23 protein-coding genes and 2 pseudogenes are annotated in these 25698 nt (G+C 59.8%); 13 read left to right on the forward strand and 12 right to left on the reverse strand.

Annotation, left to right across the window (positions count from 1 at the left end; all coding sequences use genetic code 11):
- The coding region (locus VL202_RS20830; RefSeq protein WP_325465980.1) for a FadR/GntR family transcriptional regulator at positions 1-320 on the reverse strand (320 nt) is incomplete at its 3' end.
- Positions 321-414: 94 nt separating this feature from the next.
- Between VL202_RS20830 and VL202_RS20835 the strand changes: the two genes are divergently transcribed.
- The 10 genes and pseudogenes from VL202_RS20835 to VL202_RS20880 all read left to right on the forward strand — a co-directional run bounded on the left by VL202_RS20835 (position 415) and on the right by VL202_RS20880 (position 10487).
- Positions 415-1119: a GntR family transcriptional regulator gene (locus VL202_RS20835; protein ID WP_325466001.1), complete on the forward strand. Its 705-nt coding sequence runs from the start codon at positions 415-417 to the stop codon at positions 1117-1119.
- A gap of 232 nt (positions 1120-1351) precedes the next feature.
- Positions 1352-3082, forward strand: a complete 1731-nt coding sequence (gene araD / locus VL202_RS20840) for an L-arabinonate dehydratase (RefSeq protein ID WP_325465981.1) — start codon at positions 1352-1354, stop codon at positions 3080-3082.
- A gap of 40 nt (positions 3083-3122) precedes the next feature.
- Complete coding sequence (locus tag VL202_RS20845; RefSeq protein ID WP_325465982.1) at positions 3123-3848, forward strand: ribonuclease activity regulator RraA; 726 nt, start codon at positions 3123-3125, stop codon at positions 3846-3848.
- A gap of 41 nt (positions 3849-3889) precedes the next feature.
- On the forward strand, positions 3890-4813 hold the full coding sequence (locus VL202_RS20850; RefSeq protein WP_325465983.1) for a 2-hydroxyacid dehydrogenase: 924 nt from the start codon (positions 3890-3892) through the stop codon (positions 4811-4813).
- Between the two features lie 40 nt (positions 4814-4853).
- A pseudogene (locus VL202_RS20855) lies at positions 4854-5126 on the forward strand (aldehyde dehydrogenase family protein); the annotation flags it as partial.
- Positions 5127-5320: 194 nt separating this feature from the next.
- Positions 5321-6667, forward strand: coding sequence for a substrate-binding protein (locus tag VL202_RS20860; protein ID WP_325465984.1), 1347 nt, complete (start codon positions 5321-5323; stop codon positions 6665-6667).
- Positions 6668-6770: 103 nt separating this feature from the next.
- Complete coding sequence (locus tag VL202_RS20865) at positions 6771-7796, forward strand: branched-chain amino acid ABC transporter permease (protein WP_325466002.1); 1026 nt, start codon at positions 6771-6773, stop codon at positions 7794-7796.
- A 62-nt stretch (positions 7797-7858) separates the two neighbouring features.
- A complete protein-coding gene (locus VL202_RS20870) occupies positions 7859-8947 on the forward strand; it encodes a branched-chain amino acid ABC transporter permease (protein WP_414692915.1) in 1089 nt (362 codons plus the stop codon).
- A gap of 5 nt (positions 8948-8952) precedes the next feature.
- Positions 8953-9720 carry an ABC transporter ATP-binding protein gene (locus VL202_RS20875; RefSeq protein ID WP_325465986.1) on the forward strand — a complete coding sequence of 256 codons (768 nt, stop codon included), beginning with the start codon at positions 8953-8955 and terminating at the stop codon, positions 9718-9720.
- A gap of 5 nt (positions 9721-9725) precedes the next feature.
- Complete coding sequence (locus tag VL202_RS20880) at positions 9726-10487, forward strand: ABC transporter ATP-binding protein (protein ID WP_414692916.1); 762 nt, start codon at positions 9726-9728, stop codon at positions 10485-10487.
- A gap of 246 nt (positions 10488-10733) precedes the next feature.
- Here VL202_RS20880 and VL202_RS20885 read toward each other — a convergent pair whose 3' ends face one another.
- The 4 genes from VL202_RS20885 to ydiK form a co-directional block, all read right to left on the reverse strand.
- On the reverse strand, positions 10734-12653 hold the full coding sequence (locus VL202_RS20885; protein ID WP_325465988.1) for a HAMP domain-containing methyl-accepting chemotaxis protein: 1920 nt from the start codon (positions 12651-12653) through the stop codon (positions 10734-10736).
- 561 nt (positions 12654-13214) lie between these two features.
- Positions 13215-14441 carry an HlyD family secretion protein gene (locus tag VL202_RS20890; protein ID WP_325465989.1) on the reverse strand — a complete coding sequence of 409 codons (1227 nt, stop codon included), beginning with the start codon at positions 14439-14441 and terminating at the stop codon, positions 13215-13217.
- A 2-nt stretch (positions 14442-14443) separates the two neighbouring features.
- Positions 14444-14881, reverse strand: a complete 438-nt coding sequence (locus VL202_RS20895) for a hypothetical protein (RefSeq protein WP_325465990.1) — start codon at positions 14879-14881, stop codon at positions 14444-14446.
- Positions 14882-14955: 74 nt separating this feature from the next.
- A complete protein-coding gene (ydiK, locus tag VL202_RS20900) occupies positions 14956-16062 on the reverse strand; it encodes an AI-2E family transporter YdiK (RefSeq protein ID WP_325465991.1) in 1107 nt (368 codons plus the stop codon).
- An 807-nt stretch (positions 16063-16869) separates the two neighbouring features.
- Here ydiK and VL202_RS20905 point away from each other — a divergent pair.
- The gene (locus VL202_RS20905; protein WP_325465992.1) at positions 16870-18534 is read left to right on the forward strand and encodes a SulP family inorganic anion transporter; all 1665 of its coding nucleotides are present in this window, start codon (positions 16870-16872) and stop codon (positions 18532-18534) included.
- Positions 18535-18576: 42 nt separating this feature from the next.
- Here the strand turns inward: VL202_RS20905 and VL202_RS20910 are convergent, their stop codons facing one another.
- Positions 18577-19065, reverse strand: coding sequence for a hypothetical protein (locus VL202_RS20910; RefSeq protein WP_325465993.1), 489 nt, complete (start codon positions 19063-19065; stop codon positions 18577-18579).
- Between the two features lie 178 nt (positions 19066-19243).
- Between VL202_RS20910 and VL202_RS20915 the strand changes: the two genes are divergently transcribed.
- Complete coding sequence (locus VL202_RS20915) at positions 19244-20182, forward strand: polyphosphate kinase 2 family protein (RefSeq protein WP_325465994.1); 939 nt, start codon at positions 19244-19246, stop codon at positions 20180-20182.
- 213 nt (positions 20183-20395) lie between these two features.
- Positions 20396-20848 (forward strand): potassium channel family protein, encoded by a 453-nt coding sequence (locus VL202_RS20920; protein ID WP_325465995.1) that lies wholly within the window; start codon positions 20396-20398, stop codon positions 20846-20848.
- A 40-nt stretch (positions 20849-20888) separates the two neighbouring features.
- Here the strand turns inward: VL202_RS20920 and VL202_RS20925 are convergent, their stop codons facing one another.
- From VL202_RS20925 to VL202_RS20950, 6 genes and pseudogenes are all read right to left on the reverse strand, one after another.
- The gene (locus VL202_RS20925; RefSeq protein WP_325465996.1) at positions 20889-21050 is read right to left on the reverse strand and encodes a hypothetical protein; all 162 of its coding nucleotides are present in this window, start codon (positions 21048-21050) and stop codon (positions 20889-20891) included.
- Between the two features lie 170 nt (positions 21051-21220).
- Positions 21221-21877 carry a methionine ABC transporter permease gene (locus VL202_RS20930; RefSeq protein ID WP_325465997.1) on the reverse strand — a complete coding sequence of 219 codons (657 nt, stop codon included), beginning with the start codon at positions 21875-21877 and terminating at the stop codon, positions 21221-21223.
- Positions 21858-22940 carry a methionine ABC transporter ATP-binding protein gene (locus tag VL202_RS20935; RefSeq protein ID WP_325465998.1) on the reverse strand — a complete coding sequence of 361 codons (1083 nt, stop codon included), beginning with the start codon at positions 22938-22940 and terminating at the stop codon, positions 21858-21860. The genes VL202_RS20930 and VL202_RS20935 overlap by 20 nt, the downstream gene beginning before the upstream one ends.
- 98 nt (positions 22941-23038) lie before the next feature.
- A complete protein-coding gene (locus tag VL202_RS20940; protein ID WP_325465999.1) occupies positions 23039-23887 on the reverse strand; it encodes a MetQ/NlpA family lipoprotein in 849 nt (282 codons plus the stop codon).
- Positions 23888-24199: 312 nt separating this feature from the next.
- Positions 24200-24742, reverse strand: coding sequence for a flavin reductase family protein (locus VL202_RS20945; protein ID WP_325466000.1), 543 nt, complete (start codon positions 24740-24742; stop codon positions 24200-24202).
- Between the two features lie 331 nt (positions 24743-25073).
- A pseudogene (locus VL202_RS20950) lies at positions 25074-25698 on the reverse strand (calcium-binding protein); the annotation flags it as partial.

Here is a 25698-nt window from a genome sequence, read left to right on the forward strand (position 1 = left end):
TAGCGCAGGAAGCGTGAGATGTCGGTGAGGTCGGCAAGATCGGGCAGGCTCCTGGATGGCGCGCTGAGCACATAGGTGCCGCTTCCACGTCGCGCCTCGACAAGACCATCCAGCCGCAGGCGCGCCAGGGCGTCGCGAATAACCGGGCGCGAGACGCCGAAGCGATCGCAGAGATCGCTTTCCGACGGCAATTTGCTGCCGGGCGGAAAAGCGCCTTTCAGGATATCTTGCAAAACATGACCGTAGACCTGATCCGCATAGCTGGATGGCCTGATTTCGGGTATGCCTGCGATAGGGGCGGTATCTTCCGTCAAGGGCATGCTTTCTGCGCAATGTGATACAAAGGGCGAAGAGCTTCACACTAAAGCATTAATGCATTAAGACAGTCAAAGACGATTTGAAAGGAACGTGTTTTTGACCTCGGATGTGCCTTTTACCAAACACCGCAGCGGTCTTGACCGAACCCGCCAGATCGCCCCGCAGATCGTCGAATATCTTCGCGAGAAAATCCTCGAGCTTGACCTTGCGCCCGGCACGTCCCTATCGCGCCTTCAATTGCAAAAGCAGTTCGGCCTCAGCCAGACGCCTGTTCGCGATGCCCTGATGCGGTTGGAGGAGGAGGGGCTGGTCACGGTCTATCCGCAATATGCCACCCTGGTTTCCAAGATCGACATCAACCTTGCAAGGCAATCGCATTTCCTGCGGCGTGCCGTCGAACAGGAAATCGTTTACGAGTTGGCCACGAAGCCGGATCGGCGTTTCGTCGATCGTCTGGTGAGCGCAAATGCGACGCTCAAGACGCTCGTCTCGTCCAGCGAATATGGGAATTTCCTGCGTCACGACGGCGCCTTCCATTATATTCTCTACGAGGAAGCGGGGCTGCAGGACGTCTGGCCGGTGGTGCGGCGCCATAGCGGGCATATCGACCGGCTTCGTCGTCTCAACCTGCCGAATGTCGGCAAGGCACGCGTCGTCGACAATCACGACGCCATCATCGAAGGGATCGCGGCGGGCGATCCCGCCAGGGCCGAGCAGGCGATGAAGATCCATTTGTCGGGCACGCTGTCGATGGTCGATAGTATCGTCGAGCGCTATCCGGATTTCGTCCAGCTGGATTGACGCCGGCGCCGCATCAATTCTTTCGAAGCTGATGCCGCGAGAAACCTGCACCCTATGCAGGCTGACGGGAATTTTCCTGGCCGTCATCTGAATCCTCGATTTTTGTCCCTTGACGATCAATGTCCGGCCCGAAGCGTCCGAACTCGCATAAATGCTAATGCATTAGTGTATTGCCGTCCCGATTTGCTTGTGGTAGTTCGAAATCCAGACAGAACCGCACAGGAAATACCCGATGCCAAAAACAGTGACGACCCTGCGCAGCGCACGTTGGTTTGCTCCCGATGACCTCAGGTCGTCAGGTCATCGTTCGCGTCTGATGCAGATGGGGTATGATGAGAAGGATTGGGGCCAGCGGCCGATCATCGCCATTCTCAATACCTGGTCGGACCTGAATGCCTGCCATGCGCATTTCAAGCATCGCGTAGAGGATGTGAAGCGCGGCGTGCTGCAGGCGGGGGGCTTTCCCGTCGAACTGCCGGTGCAATCGCTGTCGGAAAGCGCGCTGAAGCCGACAAGCATGCTCTATCGCAACTTCCTCGCCATGGAGACCGAGGAACTGCTGCGCTCGCATCCGATCGACGGCGTCGTGTTGATGGGCGGCTGCGACAAGACCACGCCGGCTCTCGTCATGGGCGCCGTCAGCGCCGGATATCCGATGATCTTCCTGCCGGCAGGCCCGATGCTGCGCGGCAATTACAAGGGCGAATATCTGGGCTCCGGCTCGGATTCCTGGAAATACTGGGACGAGCGGCGCGCCGGGACGATTTCCGACGAGCAGTGGACCGGCGTCGAGGAGGGCATCGCCCGCTCCTACGGCCACTGCATGACCTTCGGCACCGCAAGCACAATGACGGCGATCGCCGAATCCATGGGGCTGACGCTGCCGGGGGCAAGCTCGATCCCGGCCGCCGACGCCAACCATATCCGCATGTCGACCCGTTGCGGTCGCCGCGCCGTCGAGATGGTCTTCGAGGACCTGACGCCGGACAAGATCATTACCCGCGAATCCGTCGACAACTCCGTCGCTGTTGCCATGGCAACGGGCTGTTCCACCAATGCCGTCGTGCATCTGATCGCCATGGCGCGCCGCGCAGGGGTGCCGTTGACACTCGACGATCTCGACAAGGCTGGCCGCACCACGCCCGTCATCGCCAACATCCGCCCCTCCGGCAAGCAATACCTGATGGAGGATTTCTATTACGCTGGCGGCCTGCGTGCGCTGATGAGCGAGATGAAGGACAAACTCAGTCTCGACGTCATGACCGTCAGCGGCTTCACGCTCGGCGAGACGCTGGAGGGGGCGGAAGTCTACAATGACGACGTCATCCGGCCGCTTTCCAACCCGATCTACCATGAGGGATCGCTGGCGGTCCTGCGCGGCAACCTCGCGCCCGATGGCTGCGTCATCAAACCATCTGCCTGCGAAGAGCGCCTGCGCGTCCATGAAGGTCCGGCCCTCGTTTTCGACAGCTATCCAGAGATGAAGAAGGCGGTCGAGGACGAAAATCTCGATGTCACGGCTGACCATATCATGGTGCTGCGCAATGCAGGCCCGAAGGGTGGCCCTGGCATGCCGGAATGGGGCATGCTGCCGATCCCCAAGAAACTGATCAAGCAGGGTATCCGCGACATGTTGCGGATTTCCGATTCCCGCATGAGCGGCACCAGCTACGGCGCCTGTATCCTGCATGTCGCGCCGGAAGCCCATATCGGCGGGCCACTGGCGCTGGTGCGCACGGGCGATATCATCCGGGTCGATGTGCCGAATCGCTCGATCGACATGCTGGTAGATGCGGAAACGCTGGCCAGGCGCCGGGCGGAATGGGTGGCGCCCGCCGACAAGTTCGAACGTGGCTATGGCTGGATGTTTTCCAGGCACATCACTCAGGCCAATGACGGCTGCGATTTCGATTTCCTGAAAACCGAATTCGGAAAGTCCGCCGGCGAGCCCGACATTTTCTGAGTGCCGGACGTGCCGGCAACCAATTCTGACTGGAGGAACCATGACCGACTACATTCTCTCGGATGCGACGCGCAAGAAATATGAAGGCGTCAGCACCGCAACGCTCTGCACCGCTCTTTTCAAGCGCGGCTTGCGCAACCAGTTCATTCAGGATGTCCGGCCCTTGTCGCAAAAGCCGAAGAACATGGTCGGCCAGGCCTTCACGTTGCGCTACATTCCGGCGCGCGAAGATCTGAACCAGATTTCCGTGTTCCAGAATCCGGACCACCCGCAACGCGCCGCCGTCGAGCAGTGCCCACCCGGATCCGTTCTGGTGATGGACAGTCGCAAGGATGCGCGGGCCGCGTCGGCGGGGTCCATCCTGGTCTCGCGCCTGATGGTTCGCGGCGTGGCCGGCGTCGTCACCGACGGTGGGTTCCGCGATAGCCCGGAAATCGCCGAACTCGATATCGCCGCCTATCATAGCCGGCCCTCCGCTCCGACCAACCTGACGCTGCATCAGGCGCTCGATATCAACAAGCCGATCGGCTGCGGCGATGTCGCCGTCTGGCCAGGCGACGTCGTCGTCGGCGACCGCGAAGGCGTGATCATCGTTCCATCTGGCATTGCCGACGAGATTGCCGACGAGGCCGTGGAAATGACGGCGTTCGAGGATTTCGTCACCGAGGAAGTGCTGAAAGGCAGCTCGATCATCGGTCTCTATCCTCCGACGAAGGATCAGACGAAGGTGGATTTTGCCGCTTGGCGCGAGAAAATGGGACGGTAACCACCGTCCCGAACATCTTCCACCGAGCGATGGGCAATTCCATGCACAAAGACATTACCATTCTTCAGGCCGCGCATCTCCCGGAAAAGACCGAGCGGGAACTGAGCAATGCCTTCGATATCCTGCATTTTCCCAGAGATCATGACGAAGGCGCACGGTTGCTTGCCCAGCATGGGCCGAAAATCCGCGGCATCGCAGTGCGCCACGCCCATATCGACAAGGCAATGCTCGACGCGATGCCGGCGGTGGAAATCATTTCCAGCTACAGCGCCGGACTGGATGGCATCGACGTCGAGGCGGCGCAGGCGAGGGGCATCGCGGTTTACAATACCTCGAAAATCCTGGCAGAAGACGTGGCCGATCTTGCCGTCGCGCTTGCGATCTCCGTGACGCGAGGGACCGTTCGCGGCCACGCTTTCGTGCGGGATGGCAATTGGGAAAATGGCGGTACATTTCCGCTCGGCCGTTCTCTACGATCCCTGAAAACCGGCATCGTGGGCCTTGGCCATATTGGCTCCGCCGTCGCGAAACGCCTGCAAGCCATGGGCGTAACCGTCAGCTATCAGGGGCCGCGGAAAAAGCCGGTCGATCTTGCCTATTTCGCCACAGCCCTTGACCTTGCCCAATGGGCAGACCTGCTCATCGTGACCTGCCCGGCCACGCCGGAAACAATCGGTCTGATCGATCAGCAGGTTCTGGACATGCTCGGCCCGGATGGATTTCTCGTCAACATCTCCCGCGGCACCATCGTCAACGAGGCGGCGCTGGTTGCGACATTGGCGCGCGATGGCATTGCCGGCGCTGGGCTTGATGTCTTCGAGAAAGAACCGCACGTGCCGGAAGCGTTGAGAAAGGATTCCCGCATCGTGCTTTCGCCGCATATGGGGAGCGGCACGCGCGAAACGCGGCAGCAGATGGGCGACCGGCTGGTTGAAGCGCTGCTCGAACATTTTTCCGAACGGTAATTCCGCAGACTTGCAATCAAGTCGGCCCGCATCGGAAGCGATCCGGGTGAAGGATTACGACGAGGCGCTGGCCGTTGCCAACGACACGCCGTTCGGCCTGGCGGCCGGCATCGCGACGACGAGCCTCAAGCATGCGACGCACTTCAAGCGCAATTCGGAAGCCGGCATGGTGATGGTCAACCTGCCGGCCGCCGGCGTCGATTTCCACGTCCCGTTCGGCGGCCGCAAGGCCTCCTCCTTCGGCTCGCGCGAGCAGGGCAAATATGCGGCCGAGTTCTTCACCGTGGTCAAGACAGCCTACACGCTGGCTTAGAGATTCCAGCAGCACGATTAAAGTACGACCGTGATGCGGCCAAATTGAAAGTGCGCTGGAGCTACCGTCAAACACCTCGACCATCAGCGAGTTCCAGCCTTCTTAGACTTATTGCTAATTGCCACCGATCAGACAGGAAGTAGCCTTCGCAGACTTTCTTGAAAATGAACATTTCGACTTTGGGAGGAGTCTGTATGTCAAAATTCATCATCAATCGCCGTGGCCTGTTGAAGGCTGGCGCCGTATCCGGCCTTGCCCTTTCTGCTCCGATGCATTTTATCCGCAATGCCTATGCGGATGATATGTCCTGCAATGTGCCAACAGGCGACACTGTTACCCTCGGGTTCAATGTTCCTCAGACGGGTCCGTATGCCGACGAAGGCATGGATGAATTGCGGGCCTTCCAGCTTGCTGTGAAGCACCTGAACGGTGAAGGCGATGGCGGCATGCTTTCGACTTTCAGCTCAAAGGCTCTCAAGGGCAACGGCATACTGGGAAAGAAGGTCGCATACGTTTCGGGTGACACGCAGACAAAATCCGATGCGGCGCGTGATTCCGCCAAGCGGATGATCGAGAAGGAGGGCGCGATCATGATCAGCGGCGGCTCTTCCTCAGGTGTTGCCGTTGCAGTCCAGAGCCTTTGTCAGGACATGGGTGTGCTTTTCATGGCCGGCCTGACGCATTCCAACGATACCACCGGCAAGGACAAGAAGCGTTATGGCTTTCGCCACTTCTTCAATGCCTATATGTCCGGCATCGCTCTCGGTCCCGTGCTCGGCGAGGCTTACGGCAAGGATCGCGTCGCCTACCATCTCACGGCAGACTACACGTGGGGCTGGACGCAGGAAGAGTCCATGAAGAACGCCACGGAAGCGCTCGGCTGGAAGACAGCGGCCGCTGTTCGCACGCCACTAGGTACCGGTGACTACTCGCAGTACATCACCCCGGTCCTCAATTCCGGTGCCGACGTGCTCATTCTCAACCACTACGGCAAGGACATGATCAACTCGCTGACGCAGGCCGTTCAGTTCGGCATGCGCGATAAGCAGGTCAACGGCAAGCAGTTCGAGATCGTCGTTCCGCTATTCTCTGAACTCATGGCTCAAGGCGCGGGTACGGCGATCAAGGGCATTTACGGCACCGCAAACTGGGACTGGAAGCTGGACAACCCCGGAACGAAGGCCTTTACCCAATCGTTCGGCAAGGAATATGGCTTCCCGCCGTCCCAGGCTGCCCAGACATGCTACGTTCAGGCCCTGCTTTATGCTGATGCCTGCGAACGTGCCGGGACCTTCCATGCACCCGAAGTGATCAAGTCACTCGAGGGCTTCGAATTTGACGGGCTCGGTAATGGAGCGACCAATTATCGTGCGGAAGATCATCAGTGCTTCAAGGACGTGCTCGTCGTGCAAGGCAAGGAAGAGCCGAAGGACAAGTACGATCTTCTGGAAATCAGGAAGATCATACCGGCCAAGGACGTAACCTACGACGCATCCATCTTTGGTGGCGATCTTGGCCCGGCCGACGCCAAGAAGTGCTGACGGGTCGTTCTCAGACAAAGGCTGCGGCATAAAAGCCGCGGCCTTTTGACATCGCATGCACCGGTAGGTGCCAGACATGCCCTTCAGACTCGGCGGTACAGATATGGACGCTCTCCTGCTTCAAATCCTGAACGGGTTGGACAAGGGCGGGGCCTATGCCCTGATAGCCCTCGGCCTGACACTCGTTTTCGGAACGTTGGGCGTGGTGAATTTTGCCCACGGCGCCTTGTTTATGATCGGTGCATTTTGCGCCGTTGGTTTCAACCGGTTCCTCACCCTTGAAACGGTTACCGTCGATCCGACGCAAGTGACTGCGTGGGGCACGCCGCTTGAGGTTCGCACGCCGTATCTCGAGGCCTGGCTGGGGGATTTCGGCCGCTTCCTGATCGATTACTCCGTACCAGCATCGATAATTCTCGCCATACCCGTGATGCTTCTTATCGGCATCGTGATGGAACGGGGACTGATCCGGCACTTCTACAACAGACCGCACTCAGACCAGATCCTGGTAACCTTCGGTCTTGCGATCGTGGTGCAGGAGATCATCAAGCATTTCTTCGGTGCAAACCCGATCCCGCAGCACGCCCCCTCGGCTTTTTCCGGAACTGCAGAGGTCGGCCAGCTCATCGGCCTTGGCGATGCATTGCCTTACCCCTGGTGGCGGCTCATCTATCTGCTGTTCTCGCTCGGTATCATTGGCGCTGTGTTTTCGTTCCTGCAGTTTACAACATACGGCATGGTGGTCCGCGCCGGCATGCGCGACCGCGAGACCGTCGGTCTGCTCGGGATCAACATCGAGAAGCGCTTCACCGTCGTCTTCGGTATCGCCGCAGTCGTGGCAGGTCTTGCCGGTGTGATGTACACGCCGATCCTGCCGCCAGATTATCATCTGGGGATGGATTTTCTGGTTCTCTCATTTGTCGTCGTCGTCGTCGGAGGCATGGGATCGCTTAGTGGCGCGGTGGCTGCAGGCTTCCTTTTGGGGATTCTTCAGTCCTTCGCCTCGATGAACGAAGTTAAAATGATTTTCCCCGGTATCGATCAGATCATCATCTATCTCGTTGCCGTTGTAATTCTGCTGACGCGCCCCCGCGGCCTGATGGGCCGAACCGGCGTGATGGAGGACTGATCTTGTTTGCGACGCTTTCCCGCAACGACTGGCTGTTGCTGGTCATCTTCTCGCTCCTCGTCGTGGCGAGCCCGATCACGCTGCAGCCCTTGGGTGCAGCGTATCCGGCCCTCATGCAAAAGTTCTGCATCTTCGGGATTTTCGCCCTCGGCTTCAATATTCTCTTCGGATTGACGGGCTATCTCTCTTTCGGGCACGCGGCTTTCATCGGCGCAGGCTCCTATGCCGCTGTCTGGATGTTCAAGCTCGTCACGATGAACGTTATCCCGGCCGTTCTGTTCGGCATGCTGGTTGCGGCGCTGTTTTCAGTCGTGATTGGCTATATCTGCCTGCGGCGCTCGGGCATCTACTTCTCCATCCTGACACTTGCCTTCGCGCAGATGTCGTACAATCTCGCCTATTCGGTGCTGACGCCGCTGACAAACGGCGAGACAGGGTTGCAACTGACCATTCAAGATCCGCGTGTTCTCGACGCCATGTTTGTTGCGCCGGGCGCCGGGCTGCCGCGTGCCAATCTTTTTGGCCTGGATATCAGCGGCGGCGGGATGGCGGGATTTTATTTTTGTGCGATCACGCTCATCCTCTGTTTTTACATCGCGCTCAAAATCTTCCGGTCGCCCTATGGCATGATGTTGCGGGCCATCAAGTCCAACCAGAACCGGTTGCGCTACACTGGCGTGAACACCCGGCCCTATCTGTTGACCGCCTTCGTGATTTCCGGCGCATATGCCGGGCTTGCCGGAGCGTTGATGGCTGCGACCGATCCGCTGGCGGGTGCAGAACGAATGCAGTGGACGGCATCTGGAGAGGTCGTGCTCATGACCATCCTTGGAGGCGCCGGGACATTGCTGGGGCCGATCCTGGGCGCGGGCGTCATCAAATATTTCGAGAACATCTTCTCATCGTTCAGCGATCGGACATTGCACGACGTCTTTGGCTTCCTGCCCGACGGTATCGAGAACGTTGTGGTCAAGGTTCTCTCGCTTTTTGTCGGTGATGGCTGGAATTTGACGCTCGGCGTGATCTTCATGCTCATCGTCATCTTCCTTCCAGGCGGCCTCATGGAGGGGTTCACTCGGATAAGGCAACTTTTCGGAAGCGGCGGCGGTGGCAAACCCGCACTCGTTGGCCAACCTAGACCGGCGGAGTGAAGCCAATGACGACGGAAAGTATCGTTTTGCATGTGGCCGATGTCAGCAAGCGTTTCGGCGGGTTGCAGGCCCTTAGCGATGTCGATCTCCAGGTGCAGGAGGGCACGGTCCACGCCATCATCGGGCCGAACGGCGCGGGGAAATCGACGCTGCTCAATGTCTGTATCGGCCGTATTCGTCCGGACGAGGGGCATGTCGTTTTCGCCGGCAAGACGCTCGACCGGCAGCAGCCGCACGAGATCAATCAACTCGGCGTCAGCCGTGTGTTCCAGACACCGGAAATCTTCCAGGATCTGTCACTTCTCGACAATGTCATGATCCCGGCCTTCGCCCGTCGCGACGGCGCATTCCGCTTCAGGGCGCTGCGTGCGGTGATCAACGAAACCGGCGTCCGGGAGGAAGCTGAATTCTTTTTGCAGGACACGGGCCTTTATGAACGTCGTTTCGACAATGCCGGTTCGCTGTCACGTGGCGACAAGCGGCGCCTCGAACTGGCCATGTGTCTGATCCAGAAGCCGAAGCTGCTTCTTCTCGACGAGCCGACAGCCGGCATGTCGCGCCATGACACGAACAAGACGATCGAACTGCTCACCCGGATCAAGGCGCGAGGCATGACGAAGGTTATTATCGAACACGACATGCATGTTGTCTTTTCGCTGGCCGATCGCATCAGCGTCCTTGCACAGGGACGAATCATCGCTGAAGGTCTGCCGGATGAAATCCGCGGTCATCCGAAGGTCAAGGAAGCCTATCTTGGGGAAACGCAGGAATGAACATCATGACCGGCACGACGATCGTGGACGAGGAGAGAGGCATCGTGACTGAAGCTGGGAAGGTGCCGTTCTTCAGCGTGAAGGACATCCACTCATGGTACGGCGAATCCTACATCGTGCAGGGCGTATCATTCGATATTGCCAAGGGCGAGGTACTGTCGCTGCTGGGTCGAAATGGCGCCGGCAAGACCTCGACACTCAGAACCCTGGCGCGCGCGAGCAATCCGACGCTCAAAAGCGGCGAAATCTGGCTTGAGGGCACGCCCCTTCACAAGATGCAGGCGTATCAAGCTGCGCAGGCCGGCGTCCAGCTTGTCCCCGAGGACCGCCGCATCATCGGTGGGCTGACAGTTGAGGAAAATCTGGTGCTTGCCCAGATATCCGGCCGGAAGGGCTGGCCGATCGAAAAAATCTACGAACATTTCCCCCGGCTGGCCGAGCGGCGGAACCAGGAAGGGACCACGATGTCCGGCGGCGAACAGCAGATGCTCGCGGTCGCGCGGGCTCTGGCGAGGGATATCAAGATCCTGTTTCTGGACGAACCGTATGAAGGGCTCGCCCCCATCATCGTCAAGGAGATAGAAGCGATCGTCAGACAGATTCGCGACATCGGGATTACCACCATCATCGTCGAGCAGAACGCCGTGGCGGCGCTGCGGTTTTCGGACCGGGCGGTGATTATGGACAGCGGCGAAGTCGTTTTTTCGGGCGCAGCCAAAGATGTTCTCGACAATCACCAACTGCGCGAAGAGTATCTGGCCGTCTAAAAAGGCTTGCGAAGACTGGACCCCGGCATTCGCAATGCAACTTCGCCCCTCCCTCAGACATCCGCTCGCCAGACGGTTGTTGTTGATTGATAGGGGCAGAGGCATGGAAATCGGCGATTTTACCGACACGTACCCCGTGATCATGGCGAGGCGGTTTTCTCGAGGCGCGTCAAGGATTTGGGCGTGGAATATCGCCGCCTAAAGCATTTGCCCGTGTGGAGCCCCGGGCGCGGTCCTTGCTGAACCTTAAAACTCCCCCCAGTCGTCCTGCTTGACTGCAGCATTGCCCGAGAAGGCGCCGGCCAGTCGGCGGCCGAGTTCACGTGCCGGCGATTGGCCAGCGAGTGTGGCCACCCGACGGGCCGGGGCAGCAATCTGCTGTGCGTCGGAGAGCTTGAACAACGTCAGAAGCTCGTTGAGCGAAACCACTTCGCGCGAGAGGCTGTGGGTGGCGGCTGTGGTTTCCTCCACCATGGCGGCATTCTTCTGCGTATCCTGATCCATCTGGTTGACGGCGGTGTTGATCTGCTGGAGTCCGGAGGACTGTTCCTGCGCCGCCTCGACAATGGCACTGACATGCCGGTTGATCTCCTGCACTTCCGTCACGATCGTTTCCAGTGCCCGGCCGGTGTCGCCGACGAACTGCACGCCCTGCTGCACCTGCGTCTTCGAGGCGATGATCAGCAACTTGATTTCCTTGGCGGCACTGGCGGAGCGCTGGGCGAGTTCGCGCACTTCCTGCGCGACGACCGCAAAACCCTTGCCGGCTTCGCCCGCCCGCGCCGCTTCCACGCCGGCATTGAGCGCCAGCAGGTTGGTCTGGAAGGCGATCTCGTCGATGACGCCGATGATGTTCGAAATCTCGTTGGAGGATTTTTCGATCTGCTCCATCGCATCCACGGCACGGCGCACGACGGTGCCGGACTGTTCGGCATGGTTGCGCGCGCCGGCGACAAGCTGGCCCGCCTCAAGGGCGCGCTTGGTGGAGTCCTTGACGACAGTCGTGATCTCTTCCAGCGCGGCTGCGGTTTCCTCGACGGCGGCGGCCTGCTGCTCGCTGCGCTTGGCAAGGTCGTCGATCGCCACCTTGATTTCATTGGCCCCGGCGCCGATGCCGCAGGCGTTTTCGGCAACCCGCGTCAGGGCCGACTGCAGTTTTTCCGCCGAGTTGTTGAAGTCGCCGCGCACGCCGTCAAGCGTTGCCGTGAACGGCTTGCCGATACGGTAGGAGACGTCGCCGTTCGAAAGCCTGGAGAGCCCCTCGGCGAGGTTGTCGACGGCGAACGTCACCTCGGCCGCTTCCTGCGCCTTCAGGGCTTCCCGTTCAAGACGATCCTTTTCGCTCAAGCTGCGGCTGGCTTCGGCGTCCCGCTCCAGACGCGCGCGCTCGATGGCATTTTCGCGGAACACCTGAACGGCTCCCGCCATCGCGCCGATTTCATCATGACGGCCAGTGAATGGAATTTCGCTCTCGACATCGCCGCCGGCAAGCGTGCGCATGGCGCCGGTAATGCGCTGGATCGGATTGGCGACGCGGGCGACGATGATGTAGATGCCGGCAACGCTGATCAGCACGGCGACGGCGGCAACGGCCAGCGACAGGAAGAAGGCATCACTTGCGGCCTTGTCGGCGGCGGTGACCTCTTTCTCCGTCTGCGTCATGATGAAGGCGACGAGCTCGGAAATCTTGTCGTTCGTCTGGCTGGCGATCGGCTTCAGCTCCGCTGTGAAGGCAATTCGCGCCGCCTCCAGGTCGCGGTTCCTTGTGTAACCGAGATAGGGCGTGCTGTGGTTGAGGTAATCTGCAGAGAGCGCCCGAATTTCCGCGATGAGCGCGCGTCCGATCGGCGAGAAGAGGCCGGCCTCGTATTTGACGATCGAAGCTTCGAGCTGTGCCTTCGCAACTTCAAGCAGCTGCGTTTCGGCCTGGAATTCGGCGTCGTCGTTGACCATGGAGAAACGCGCCAGCGCAAGGCGCACATCGGCGAAATCGCTTTTCACCTCACGCGAGGAGAGCAGTCGTTCGATCCAGAAATTACCGATCTTTTCCGCCGACGCGGTGATCGAGCGGATACTTTGAAGGGCAACGAAGGACGAGATTGCGACAATGACGATGATGGCGCTGATCAGCGCGATCAGCGAGGTTTTGATGGTGAGTTTCTTCATGAGGAACAGCTCCGAAACACGGATACAAGGCAACTTCTTCATGAGCCGTGTGAAGGCCTTTGCACTGCGAATCAAACAGACGACGCACATTGAAGCATTCATGGGAGAAGGTAGCCGCGGCGGACATGCGGCTGGAACGTCAACGTGATGTCGAGCGGCTCTCGATACACGGCGTGATGAGCCGAGCACTCGATTGCAATCACAGACTAGAAGAATTCTGGCCGGAAACGTTGCGCGAGAACAAACAACGCGCCTTTTTCTGCAAAGGCGTCCGTGACGGTTCGAAGCAGGCCTTCGCTTGTTCCTGTCGATCTGCCCGGCGGCGCCAAATCTGTTCGGGGCTTCACGAAGATCGACATCGGCCGTCCCGGATGGCGGGATTGCCGGGACCGGCGGCGACAAGAAGCGCATTGTCGCCCGGCGACCGGGCATCTTACGCCTCGTCCCAATCCTTCACCCTGTGCTTTTCCTTCGACGGCGGGACCCTGGCGAATGGCCTGCACAACCGTCACCACACCGCTTCGGCTGCCGAACGTGCCGGCAGCCGTTGCTTTTTCATTCTCAGTGGCCGGTCAGGACGAGCGTCTGTACCGGCATCAGCATGGCCTGGATGCGCAGGATCATTGCATGCACCAGCCCGACGGCATCGACGACATGCAGATACGTCCACTTCAATGTGCCGATATTCGGATCGGCAAGGGCATCGTGATTGTTCGTATAGGCATTGGCGATGCAACTGCTGCCCGGCGGTACATCGTCCAGCGCGCCCGGATAGAGCGGTTGCAGGAAGACGGTGAGCGTTCCTGCCTTTGCCATCTGCTGGACGTCGACCAGTTGATCGGTCGGCCGCAACTGGCCGGCCGCGATCACATCCTGGACCTCGGTGACGACAAGCGGGATGATGGTGAACGGCTTGCCGATGCAGGTCGCTTCTGCGATCATTCCCGGCTTCATCACCTGCGCCTCGATCTGTCCGAAGCCGGCGATCAGCGTTCCACGGCCGGCCTGTTCCGGGACGAGAATACCGGCTGGACGCAGCATCGAGTTGACCACATCGCCGGGGCGAAGCGTGAACTGCTGCACGGTGCCCGCAATGCCGGCGCGCACGATCGTCTTGTCCAGATCGACCTGCGCCTGGGCGAGCGCGGCTTCGGCGCTCGCTTTCTGCGCGGGCAGCAAGGCTGAGATCTTGGTTTCCAGTGTGCTCTTGTTCGCGACCGTGGCGGCCACCGCGCTTTTGCGTCCTTCGATAGTCGTTTCGAGACGTTCGACTTCCCGCCTTGAAACGGCGTCGGTTTTCAAGAGCTGAGCCTTCATCTCGTATTCGTCCACGGCCGTCTGATAGGCGCTTTCCGCCTCCTGGATCTGGGCGTCGGCCGTGACGAGTTCGGTCCTGGCGACATCCATCTGTGCATCCAGTTCCGCGATTTGGCGACGGGCCGTTTCGATCGCGGCGTCCTGCTGGGCGCTGTCGAGCGTGAACAGCGGATCCCCGGCAGCGACCTTCTGATTGATGCCGACAAAGACCTCATCGACGCGACCGACCGTTTCCGGCAGGATCGTCACCGTGCGGAATACCGCTGTGACACTCTTGGTCGAGGGGTGGAAGTAGAAGATCATGGTGATCAGCGAGACCGTCAGCAGCAGGCAGGCGGTGATGCCCCAGCGCAGTTCGTACCACATGGTATAAAGGGTGATTTCGACCCCGATCCGCTTTCCCTGCGCATATCTGCGGTAGAGATAATCCGGCAGGACCGTGAGCATGGAGCATAAAATCAATTCAAGCATATTCAGATACCTCCGCCATGCGCATCGGAACGGACTTCTGGTTCCGTTTTAGCGACCGGCTCTCCGTGTCCTGTCTCGAGGGGGGTATCGACCGGAGGTCGCCCGGATATCTTCGCCAGCGAATCCGCGATGGAATAGATCGGCGTCGAGAAATCCGGAATATGCACGAAGGCGAGCAGCAGGCCGGCGATCCAGAAGAGGTGGTTATGGGTGAACAACGAGATCAGCGCCAGGACGGCGACGATTTCCATCTGCACCTTGCTGGTGCGGTGCGCGAGGCGTTCCGGCACGGCATGCAACTGAAAATACAGGTTGCCGATGACCAGGACGATCACGATCAGGAAGATGACAACCCCGATGAAAAGGTAGTCCGTTTGTCCCGGTGCGGTGACGAATGGGGGTAAATGTTCAATCGCTGCCGGATGTATCGTATCGGCCATCCAAACTTTCCTTCCAACCTGTTGTATGCGGTTCGTGAACTGGGCGTGTAAACTGCCGGAATCCTGATGAGCCGTCAGGCCTGGCGTGATAGTAATGATGTCGCGTCGGTATCGGCGGGCACGTCTGACGCGGCCTGGCCGGGGCTGTCGGCCATCCACGCATTGAGCAGCGTATAGGCAGTCGCGAGGATGACGGGGCCGAGGAAGATGCCGAGAACGCCGAAGGCGATCAGCCCGCCGATGACGCCGGCGAGAATGAGCAGCAGCGGCAGGTCAGCGCCCCTCCGGATGAGCACCGGCCGCAAAAATCCGTCCAGTGTCACGGCAAGGATGGCGAACAGCAGCAGCACCGTTCCCCAGAGATTTTCGCCGGAATAATAAAGCCAAATGACCGCGGGGAAGAGCACCAGTCCCGGGCCTATCTGGATGAGGCAGAAAACGAACATCAGTGCCGTGAGCAAGGCCGCGAACGGCATGCCGGCGACGGCAAGGCCGATCCCGCCCAGAGCGCTTTGCGCCAACGCCGTCACCATGACGCCAAGCGCAACGCCGCGGATGGCCTTGGCGCCGAGGCTGACGGCCATTTCGCCGCGATCGCCGCCAAGACGGCGGCCGAACCGCAGGGCCGTCGCGGCGCCTGTTTCTCCACCGGAATACATGACGGCTGCGATTGCGGCCGTGAGGACGAATTGCAGGAACATGCCGGAGAGATTGCCGGCCGCGAGTGCGAACCATTGCACCGTCGCGCCGGCATAGGGCATCAACTTCGGTGCAATTTCGCTGAAGCCGGATGTGGCAAGGCGGGTCCAGGCATCGGCCAGCCGTTTGCCAACAAGCGGAAGCCCCGCCACCCAATCCGGCGGCGACGGGATATTGAAGGTCAGGACATCCTGCGCGAGTTGGGTGATGCTGTCGAGATTGGCAAGGATCGTGCTGACCGCGAGCCAGAACGGCACGATCAAAACGAAGAGCAGCGCAAGCGTCATGATCAGCACCGCGATGCCGCGCCGGTGGCCGGTGTGGCGTTGAACCCAGAGCATCAGCGGCCAGGTGGCAATGACAAGCGTCATGGCCCAGAGAATGGCCGGCAGGAACGGCTGCAGCACCCAGAAACTTGCCGCGATCAGGCCGCCGACGAAGATCACGCTTAGCGTAATCTGGGTGAGGTCTCTATGCACCATGCGCTTCCTGCCTCATCGTTTCATTGACGAGCGGCGATATCCGGCCCTGGCGGTTTGCTGGTGCCCGCTCATGCGAGCCCGCAACTGAAAATTGTTTGTCGCTGCGCGTGTCGCGATGCCGGAGCCCGGCGGCGGCGTCTCAAGGTCAAGCGACGCCATTTCCAGAGAGGCGCAGAGCGTGCTTGCAAGCCAGACAGTCATAAAGGAGCCCTCAGAACAGACACAAGCGGCTATCATGAAGAATGCAGCCGGAAGTATATGTAAGCAATCAATTCAATGCGCCATTTTACCCGAAAGCGGTGCTCGATAGTTGAATAAGTTATTGAGAACATACACCCTTGCGCGTTCGTTGCAAGCTGCTAATCTCCCTGGGATGCTCGTAAAATCCCGTTGAAAGAGAGCGAGATTTTTATATGACGCAGAAACATAAGAACTGTTTTGAAGATTTTGGGTTAAGCCGGATTTTATCGCAAAGTTGTTCTTGCTGTATCTCGTATATCGTCCGCATATTGCTGAATATTTTGAAGTTAAAAATGAGTTTTGTGGGGATACCCAAGTGGGGTTCAGATGATGCGCTCACGGAGCGTTGGATGTAGGTCCGAGGTGTTGTCGATTCCGGGTGTCGGATCAAAGCTGGCTCCTTTTGCGTAATGTATACTTTTTGCAACCTTCGTCAGGCTCGAAGCTCGAAAATCTGCCGATTGATGATCGTGTATCGGCTCGGTCAGTTCCGGTGTTCCCGTTGACGCAAACGGATGCCCTGCGGATGAGCCATCGTTTTCAATTGTTGTTCGGTGAGGATAATTCATGTCGCGAGCATCCGGTTTCGATCAATCCACCGGGGCGTCGGACACAACGTTGCGTCCGGACATCATCGCCGGCCTGACGGCGTCCGCGGTCATCCTGCCGAAGGCGATGGCCTATGCGACCGTTGCCGGCCTGCCGGTGAGTGTGGGACTCTACACGGCCTTCCTTCCGATGGTCGTCTACGCCCTTTTGGGCACGTCCCGGGTGCTGAACGTCAGTTCCACGACCACCCTTGCGATCCTCACTTCGGCACAGCTTGCGTTGGTGGTTCCCGATGGTGATTCCGCCAAACTGATCACGGCGACGGCGACGCTGACCCTTCTCACCGGACTGCTGTTGTTCGTGGCCTCGGCGTTGCGGCTGGGTTTCGTCGCGAATTTCATTTCCGCACCGGTCCTAACCGGTTTCAAGGCCGGGATCGGGCTGGTGATCGTGCTGGACCAGATCCCCAAGCTTCTGGGGGTTCACTTCGCCAAGGAAGGTTTCTTCCGCGATATCGCCAGTATGGCCACTCATCTTCCCGAAGCGTCGACGATCACGGTTCTGACCGGGGCAACGGCCCTGATCCTGCTCATCCTGATGGAGCGGGCCTGGCCGCATTCCCCCGCGCCACTGGCCATCGTCGTCGGCGGCATTGCAATTTCCTGGTTGGGCGGCCTGGCTGCGCATGGCGTATCCACCGTTGGCCATATTCCACAGGCGCTGCCCTCGCTGACATTGCCGAGCGTCGATCTCGTCATTCAACTGCTTCCGGGTGCAATCGGCATCGCGCTGATGAGCTTTACCGAGACGATCGCCGCCGGACGCGCCTTTGCGGCGCTGAGGGAGCCGCCGATCCGCGCAAACCGTGAGTTGATCGCGACCGGTGCCGCCAATGTAGCGGGTGCGCTGTTCGGCGCAATGCCCGCCGGCGGTGGAACGTCGCAAACCGCCGTGGTCCGTGCGACGGGAGGACGCTCGCAGAAGGCGTCGCTGGCGGCTGCGGCCGTCTCTGTCGCGACGATGCTGGTGCTCGCGCCATTGCTCGGACTTCTGCCGCAGGCTGTGCTTGCGGCCATCGTGATCGTCTATTCCGTCGGCCTGATCCAGCCCGCTGAATTCGCATCCATCCGCAAGGTGCGCAGGATGGAATTCCGATGGGCCTTGGCTGCCTTCGTCGGCGTTCTGATCTTCGGCACGCTCCAGGGTATCGTCGTCGCCATCATCCTGTCGCTGGTTGGCCTGTCCAGCCAGGCCGCCAATCCGCGGATCCATGTCATCGGGCGCAAGCGCGGCGAGGATTTCCTTCGTCCGGTCGATGGCGAGCAGGATGATGAGACGTTTGAAGGGCTGCTGATCCTGCGTCCGGAAGGACGACTGTTCTTTGCCAATGCCCAGCAGGTCGCCGACCGCATCCGCGAACTCGCCAGCGAGGCTAAGCCGCGTGTCCTCATGCTGGATCTCAGCCGTGTCGTCGATATCGAGTATTCAGCGCTTCAGATGGTGATCGAAGGCGAACGCAGCCTCGCGCGGCAGGGTATCGTGCTCTGGCTGGCGGGGCTCAACCCGGATGTCGCTGAATATGTCAGGGTCTCCGGATTTGCCGAAATACTCGGGCCGCAACGCCTGTTTTCCAACACGCGGGCCGGCATTCGCCACTACCAGGGTAATGGCGAGCCGGTTTGAGAGGGGGCCGGCTTGAGAGGGATCTGGTGCCGACGGCGCGCCTCAGTATTTGCGGGCTTCGCCCCAGGCCAGGAACAGGCCGACATCGCCGGGCATGCCGTGCGGCCATTCGACGATCATGGCCGATAGGCGGTAGCCGGCGGGCTTCAGCTTGTCACGCCAGATTTCATAGGCCTGGCGCGGAACGCCGGTCAGGGTTTCCGGCCAATCGGATTCGCTGTTGTTGATCGCCCGTCCGCCATCGGTGCAAAGCTCGACCGGAAATTGCATGACCTTGAGATCCGTCCGGCCTTCGATGGCGGCCTGTTTCAGTCGCGACAGGACCCGGTTGCGGATTTCGTCGGTTACCTCGACCGGCTTGGAGAAGCGCTCCAAAAGTTCCTTGCGGGCCTCTTCCGCCGATTTCATGCCCTGAAAGGCCTTCGATGCCCGTGCGGTGTCGATCTTGTCGGCATAATCGCGCAATTCATCCGCGGACATGAACAGCCCGTCTTTCGATTCCGCACCCTGTTGTTGATTCTGCGCAGACATACTTCCTCCAGTTCTGGCCTTCGGCCGTACAAAGATGACAGTCCAACCGGCGGTGGTTATTTACTAAGATGTTGACGATATGACTTTTTTATCTACGAATGATAGCATCAAGATTAAAGCTGACAACTGTGAATTAGGCAAACAGAGCAAAGCAAGCCAAGACATCAGGGGGCGCCACATGAAGATCGAAGTGGATCTGGACAAGAAGCGTGAGGTCGTGGTCGGGGATGGAGGCAGCGTCAAGTTCAGACTGCGCGATATCGCCGTGGAGCCGGGCCGAAAAGTCAACCTCAAGAAGGATTTCGATCCCGACTTTACCGGCGGCTACGACGACAAGGCCGGCGCTTTGGAGCATGTGGCGAAGAACGTCCAGCGTCTGTCCGAGATGCAGGAAACGCTCTATGCGCAGGACATCTATTCCGTCCTGTTCATCTTCCAGGCCATGGATGCGGCCGGCAAGGACGGTGCGATCCGCCATGTGATGTCAGGCATCAATCCGCAGGGGTGCCAGGTCACCAGCTTCAAGGCGCCCTCCGCCGACGATCTGGACCACGACTATCTGCGCCGGGCATCGCTCGCCCTGCCGGCGCGCGGAATGATCGGCATTTTCAACCGCTCCTATTATGAGGAGGTGGCCGTCGTCCGCGTGCATCCGGAACTGCTGATCAAGCAGAAGCTGCCGCCCAAGGCCCGTGGAAAGGATGTCTGGGAGAAGCGCTTCAAGGAGATCAACAATTTCGAAAAATATCTCCGCAGGAACGGCACGATCGTCGTGAAATTCTTCCTGAATGTTTCCAAGGCGGAACAGAAGCGCCGCTTTCTCTCCCGGATCGACGAGCCCGACAAAAACTGGAAGTTCTCGCCCGCCGACTTCGCCGAGCGTCAGCACTGGGACGACTACCAGATGGCTTTCGAGGACATGCTATCGAATACAAGCACGGAATGGGCGCCCTGGTTCGTCATTCCCGCCGACAACAAATGGTTCGCACGCCTTGCCATCTCGGAAGTGGTCACGGGCGTGTTTGAAAAGCTCGACTTGAAAATGCCTGCCGTCAGCGACGCCCGCAAGGCGGAACTGGCCGTCATCAAGGAAGCGCTTTTGGCCGAGAAGGATTGAGCGCAAGCCAGGCAGTTGCATTTCATGCAGGAGGATGTTCTTACCGAGCGGCCAAGGCAATCGTCGCGAGTGTCCGGACGAGGCATCGATGGCATGGCTTACAGCGCCGCGCGTCAAATATGACGCGCAAAGGTCGCCGTAACACCTTAAATATGCAGTAGCCGCCGGGACTGAGGATGTATAACGAATGTCGAAGCTCTCCGGAGAACCATCGTGCTGCTGGTGATTGTCGTCGCGACGGCCCTTCTGCTGGCCACCATCATCGTTCACGGCTTTGCGGTCCTGCTGCTCTATCGTATCGGCATGACTCCGCTGATGAATGCAGAGGGCATGTCCCCGCTCCGGCGCCTGCACTGGAGCTATTTCTTCGTCATCGGTTTCGTGATCGCACATCTGATCGAGATCATGATCTGGGCCCTGGCCTATTGGTTCACGGGCGAACTCAAGGACATGGAAGAGGCCACCTATTTTTCGGCGATCACCTTCGCCACCATCGGCTATGGCGACGTGACGCTCGAGGGGAGATGGCGGCTTGCCAGCGCCATGGAAGGGGTCAACGGGATACTGTTGTTCGGCTGGACCACGGCGTTTCTGTTCAAGGTGTCGGCGATGCTCTGGTTTCCCAGGAAACCGCCCGGTGAGGCCGCTGGCGTGGATACAGACTAGCGTCGGCTGGCAACCAGGGGCTGCCAGCCTGTCCGATCGTTCAGTAGCCCGGGCTCGTGCCACCTGAGCGGATGGTGGCGAAATTCGGCTCCGGCGTAGCCCCCTGCCACTGGGCGTAACTTGTGTTGCTTCCGGCCGTTGCGCATCCTGAAAGGGCAAGGAGCGCGACCGTGATGCCGGCCAACAGATATTTGCGAGACATTGTTTCCTCCGGATGCTGCGTGCACGCGGCCAGCGGCCACACGAAGATTGTCTTTCAAAGCGTGCAGCGCGGCAAGTTGGACCAAGGGCCATGTCAAGCATTCGAGCGCGCTAGACGTCGTAGAATCGGCCGCCGCTCACCGTTTCCGACAGACGGCAGCCGGTCGATTGTCAGGCCCGGTGGTCGAGGCGGGCGACAAGGCGGTCGCCCAGCCACTGGATGCCGCAGACCATGATGATCAGCACGATGACGACGGCGATCATGACATTGGTCTCGAAACGCTGATAGCCGTAGCGGATGGCGAGATCGCCGAGGCCGCCGGCGCCGATGGCGCCGGCCATCGCCGATGCACCGATCAGCGTCACCAGCGTCACGGTGAAGCCGGCAACGATGCCGGGCAGGGCTTCCGGGACCAAGACTTCGCGGATGATCGTCCAGCGATTGCCGCCCATGGCGCGCACGGCTTCGATGAGACCGCGATCGACTTCGCGCAGCGAAACCTCGGCAATGCGGGCATAATATGGGGTCGCGGCGATCGCCAGCGGTACGATCGCCGCCCAGGTGCCGAGCGCGGTTCCGACGATCAGGCGCGTGACGGGGATCAGCGCCACTAAGAGGATGATGAACGGCACCGAGCGGAAACCGTTGACGATGGCGCCGAGCAGCCGGTTGATCCAGAGATTTTCCGCGATGCCGCCGCGATCCGTGGCGATCAGCGCGAGGCCGAGCGGCAGGCCGGCGAGAAGCGAGATCAGCCCGGAGGCGCCGGTCATCAAAAGGGTTTCCCAGATCGAGCGGATGAGGAGATCAAAGAGAACGGGCGTCATAACCAAGGACCTCCACGCGGGCCGAGCGACCCTTCAGAAATTGCAGGACGGGATCGAGCCGGGCCGGATCGGTCACGCCGATGAAGAAACGGGCCACGGGCTGTTCCTGGATATGGTCGATCCCGCCATGGATCAGTCGGAACGAGTTGGGCAGATGGGCCGAGAGATCGGCAAACAGCGGCGTGTTTGCTTCAGGACCGGCGAGATCGACGCTGAGCACCGCTTCGCCGACCGGCGTCTGGCTCAGGCGTTGGGCAATATGCTCGGGCAGTCTCGGCCGGATGGTATTGAGAAGGCTCTTCGTGGTGTCGTTTTGCGGATCGGAAAAGACAGACCAGACGGCCCCCTCCTCGATGATCCGCCCGCCATCGATCACGGCGACGCGGTCGGCGATGGTGCGCACGACTTCCATCTCATGGGTGATCAGCAGGATGGTGAGGTCGAGCTTGCGGTTGATGTCCTTCAGGAGGGCAAGGATCGCATGCGTCGTTTCCGGATCGAGGGCGGATGTAGCTTCGTCCGACAGCAGCAGCGCCGGCCGACCGGCGAGCGCGCGGGCGATGCCGACGCGCTGTTTCTGGCCGCCCGAGAGCGACGACGGATAGGCCTTGGCCTTGTCCGACAGACCGACGAGGTCAAGCAATTCCGCCGCGCGCTTCAGGCGGGCCGCCTTCGGCAGGCCTTCGATCTTCAGCGGCAGGGCGACATTTTCCTCGACCGTCTTTGCCGACAGAAGATTGAAGTGCTGGAAAATCATGCCGATCTTGCGCCGCAGCGGCTGCAACTGCTGTTCGGAAAGACCGGTGATATCGCGTCCCTCGATCTCGACGGAGCCGGAATCGGGCCGTTCCAGGCCGTTAAGGCAGCGGATGAGCGTGGATTTTCCCGCGCCGCTGCGGCCGATAATGCCAAGGATCTCGCCCTTCCTGACGGAGAGCGAGACTCCGTCGAGCGCTGCGGTCTTGCCGAAGTTGCGCCGGACATCCGTCAGCCGGACCACGTCTGGGCTCTCCTTGGCAAGTGGCGACGTGGTCACGGCAACCACGGTACTGGGGGAATTCATGAAACGTCCTTTTCCACTTTCGCGGCACTATGTAGTCAACGCCAAAGGCGGCCCGGACTAAGTCCGAGGCCGCCTCCGCGATCTGCACGCTGGTTCGATCAATAGGCGCTGACGCCAGTGCCCTTGTAGACCCGGTCGAATTCGGCCTTCACTGTATCGTTCTGGTAGGCGGAGACAAGCGTCTTGACCCAAGGCTCGTTTTCCTGGCCGACCTTTACGGCGATGAAATTGCGGTACGGATTGTCGGCGACGGGTTCCTGCGCGATGCGATTTTCCGCCGTCAGGCCGCTCTTCAGCGCCCAGTCGGTGTTGACGACGGCGGCATCGAGGTCGTCGATGGCGCGGCCGACGACGCCGGCGTCGAGTTCCTTGATTTCGATGTTCTTCGGGTTCTCGACGATATCGGCGATGGTCGCCAGGATGCCGGTACCGTCCTTCAGCTTGATCAGGCCTTCATTCTGCAGCACGCGCAACGCACGGCCCTCGTTCGATGGATCGTTCGGCACGCCGACGATGGCGCCGTCCTTGATCTCATCGAGCTTGGCGAATTTCTTCGAATAGAGGCCGATCGGCCAGACGGCGGTATAGCCGACGGAAACGATCTTGTAGCCATGCGTTTTGATCTGGTTGTCGAGATACGGTTGATGCTGGAAGGCATTGGCGTCGATTTCGCCGCGCTCCAGCGCTTCGTTCGGCTGGGTGTAGTCGTTGAAGGCGATGGTTTCGATCGTCAGGTTCTGCTTGGCAGCCTCGGCGGTAACGACGCGCCAGACATCTTCGTCCTCGCCGCTGATGATGCCGACCTTGATCGTCTTGGCATCTTCCGCAAGCGCGTTTCCGGGCATCGTTGCGAAGCCGGTTGCGAAGGTCGAGGCGAGCAGGACTGCGAGCACGGCACGGCGCGAGAACGAGGCCGTCTTGAGAAGAGAGGAAACGATGCTTGTCATGGATGGTCCTATGAAGTCCGGGGAGGATAAGATCAGAGGCGAGGAAGGATCGTCTCTGATCTCAGGATCGCAAATGCCCAAACGATAAGCAAAGGATGATTATGTTTTGTGCAGTGTGATCAGGGAAAAAACTTCTGCCCATCTCTTCGGGCGCACATGTATTTTCTATTGAATTTATATACTACTGTTCCGGCCGTCGCGTGCTGCGGCCAAGCCCGCCCGCGCTTCGACCAGCACCGCATCACTGACGAAGTCCTGGGTGTAATGAGGCACGTTCAACGGCTGACGGGTTCTGTTGCTGACCATTGGCGATCAGAGTTGGGCGAGGAACCGACCGTACTGGCCATCGTTGTAGACCAGCGAGTGGCCTTCGCCGGCGACGATGGCAACAACGCGGCCGATGATGATGGCGTGGCTGTGGCGCTCGATGAGCTCCTCGACCTCGCAGTCGATGGCGGCGAGGGCGCCCAGCAGGACCGGAGCGCCGCTGGCAAGGGTGGTCCACTCGGCGCCGTCATAGCGTTCGACGCCCTTCAACCCGCCTTTTCCAGCGAAACGATCGGCAATGTGCTGGTGGCCGCCGGAGAGGATGTTGACGCAGAAATGGCCGTTTGCCCGGATAATTGGGTAGCTCGACGAGGTCCGATTGATATTGACGATCATCGTCGGCGGCTCGACCGACAGCGCCGTCGCCGAAGTGACGGTGGCGCCGGTGCGGTCATTGCCCAGGCCTGCGGTGATGACCGAGACGCCGCCCGACATGCGCCGCATCGCGAGTTTCAGCGTAAGATTTTCCACTGCGGAGGCAACAGCGGCGGCGGCGGGAACATCGGCTGTTCTGAGTGCAAGGGTCATCGGTTTTCCTTTTCGGCACTGAAAACTGACAGGTTTCCGCAGTCCGTCCGGGACGGCGAAACACCTCAAGATGCCCAAGCCTGCATGGTGATTTTTTCATTGTCAACTAATTTTATAGATTAAGTTATTTTGAGTAATTCGGCGTTCCCGGTACAATCAGGCCCATTGATCATCTTGCCATCCTTTTGAAAGAACGGAGTTTTTCCCATGTCCCTCGCCCTCGAAAAGATCGCACCCGTTTCCAACCGGAATCGGAATGCAGACATCCACAGACAGAGACGCCGGGAGCGGAACTCCCGGCGTCTCCTTATGCTTCAATGTCAGAATTAACTTACACGATGACGAAATCGGCATTGGTGATGCCGAGGCCAGCTGTAACCTGGGCAAACAATGTCGAACCACCGGCGGCGTTGCCGTTGGTATCGTAGAAGATTTTGCCGGTGTCGGTTTCGTAGATGATCCGGTCATTGGCATCGGCGGCCGTGCCACTGGCGTTGGCGACGAACTGCGCCGCCGTCAGGGTTCCGGTCCCGACGATGGCGTTGAAGATGGTGTCGTCCAGACGGATCGTGTCGTTGACGAAGTTGAAGTCCGTGATGGTGTCGATGTTGGTGGCGCCAATAGCGGTGTCGAACAGGAAGTTGTCGTTGCCGGCACCGCCGGTCATCGTGTCGTTGCCTGCCCGGCCGTTCAGCGTATCGTTGCCATTGCCGCCAAGGATGACGTTGATGGCGCTGTTGCCGGTCAACGTATCGTTGAACGCGGAACCGATCAGGTTCTCGATCGACGAATACGTGTCGCCTGCCGCATCGCCGGTGTTGGAAGCCGGCGTGGTCAGGCTTGCGATGACGGCCGCGGCTGCCGTCTCGTAGGATGCGGTATCGGTGCCGTTGCCGCCGGAGAAATCGTCGGCACCCACGCCACCGATAAAGGTGTCGTTGCCGTCCTGGCCGAAC

It is taken from the genome of Pararhizobium sp., from assembly GCF_035497515.1.
GTDB lineage: Bacteria > Pseudomonadota > Alphaproteobacteria > Rhizobiales > Rhizobiaceae > Pararhizobium.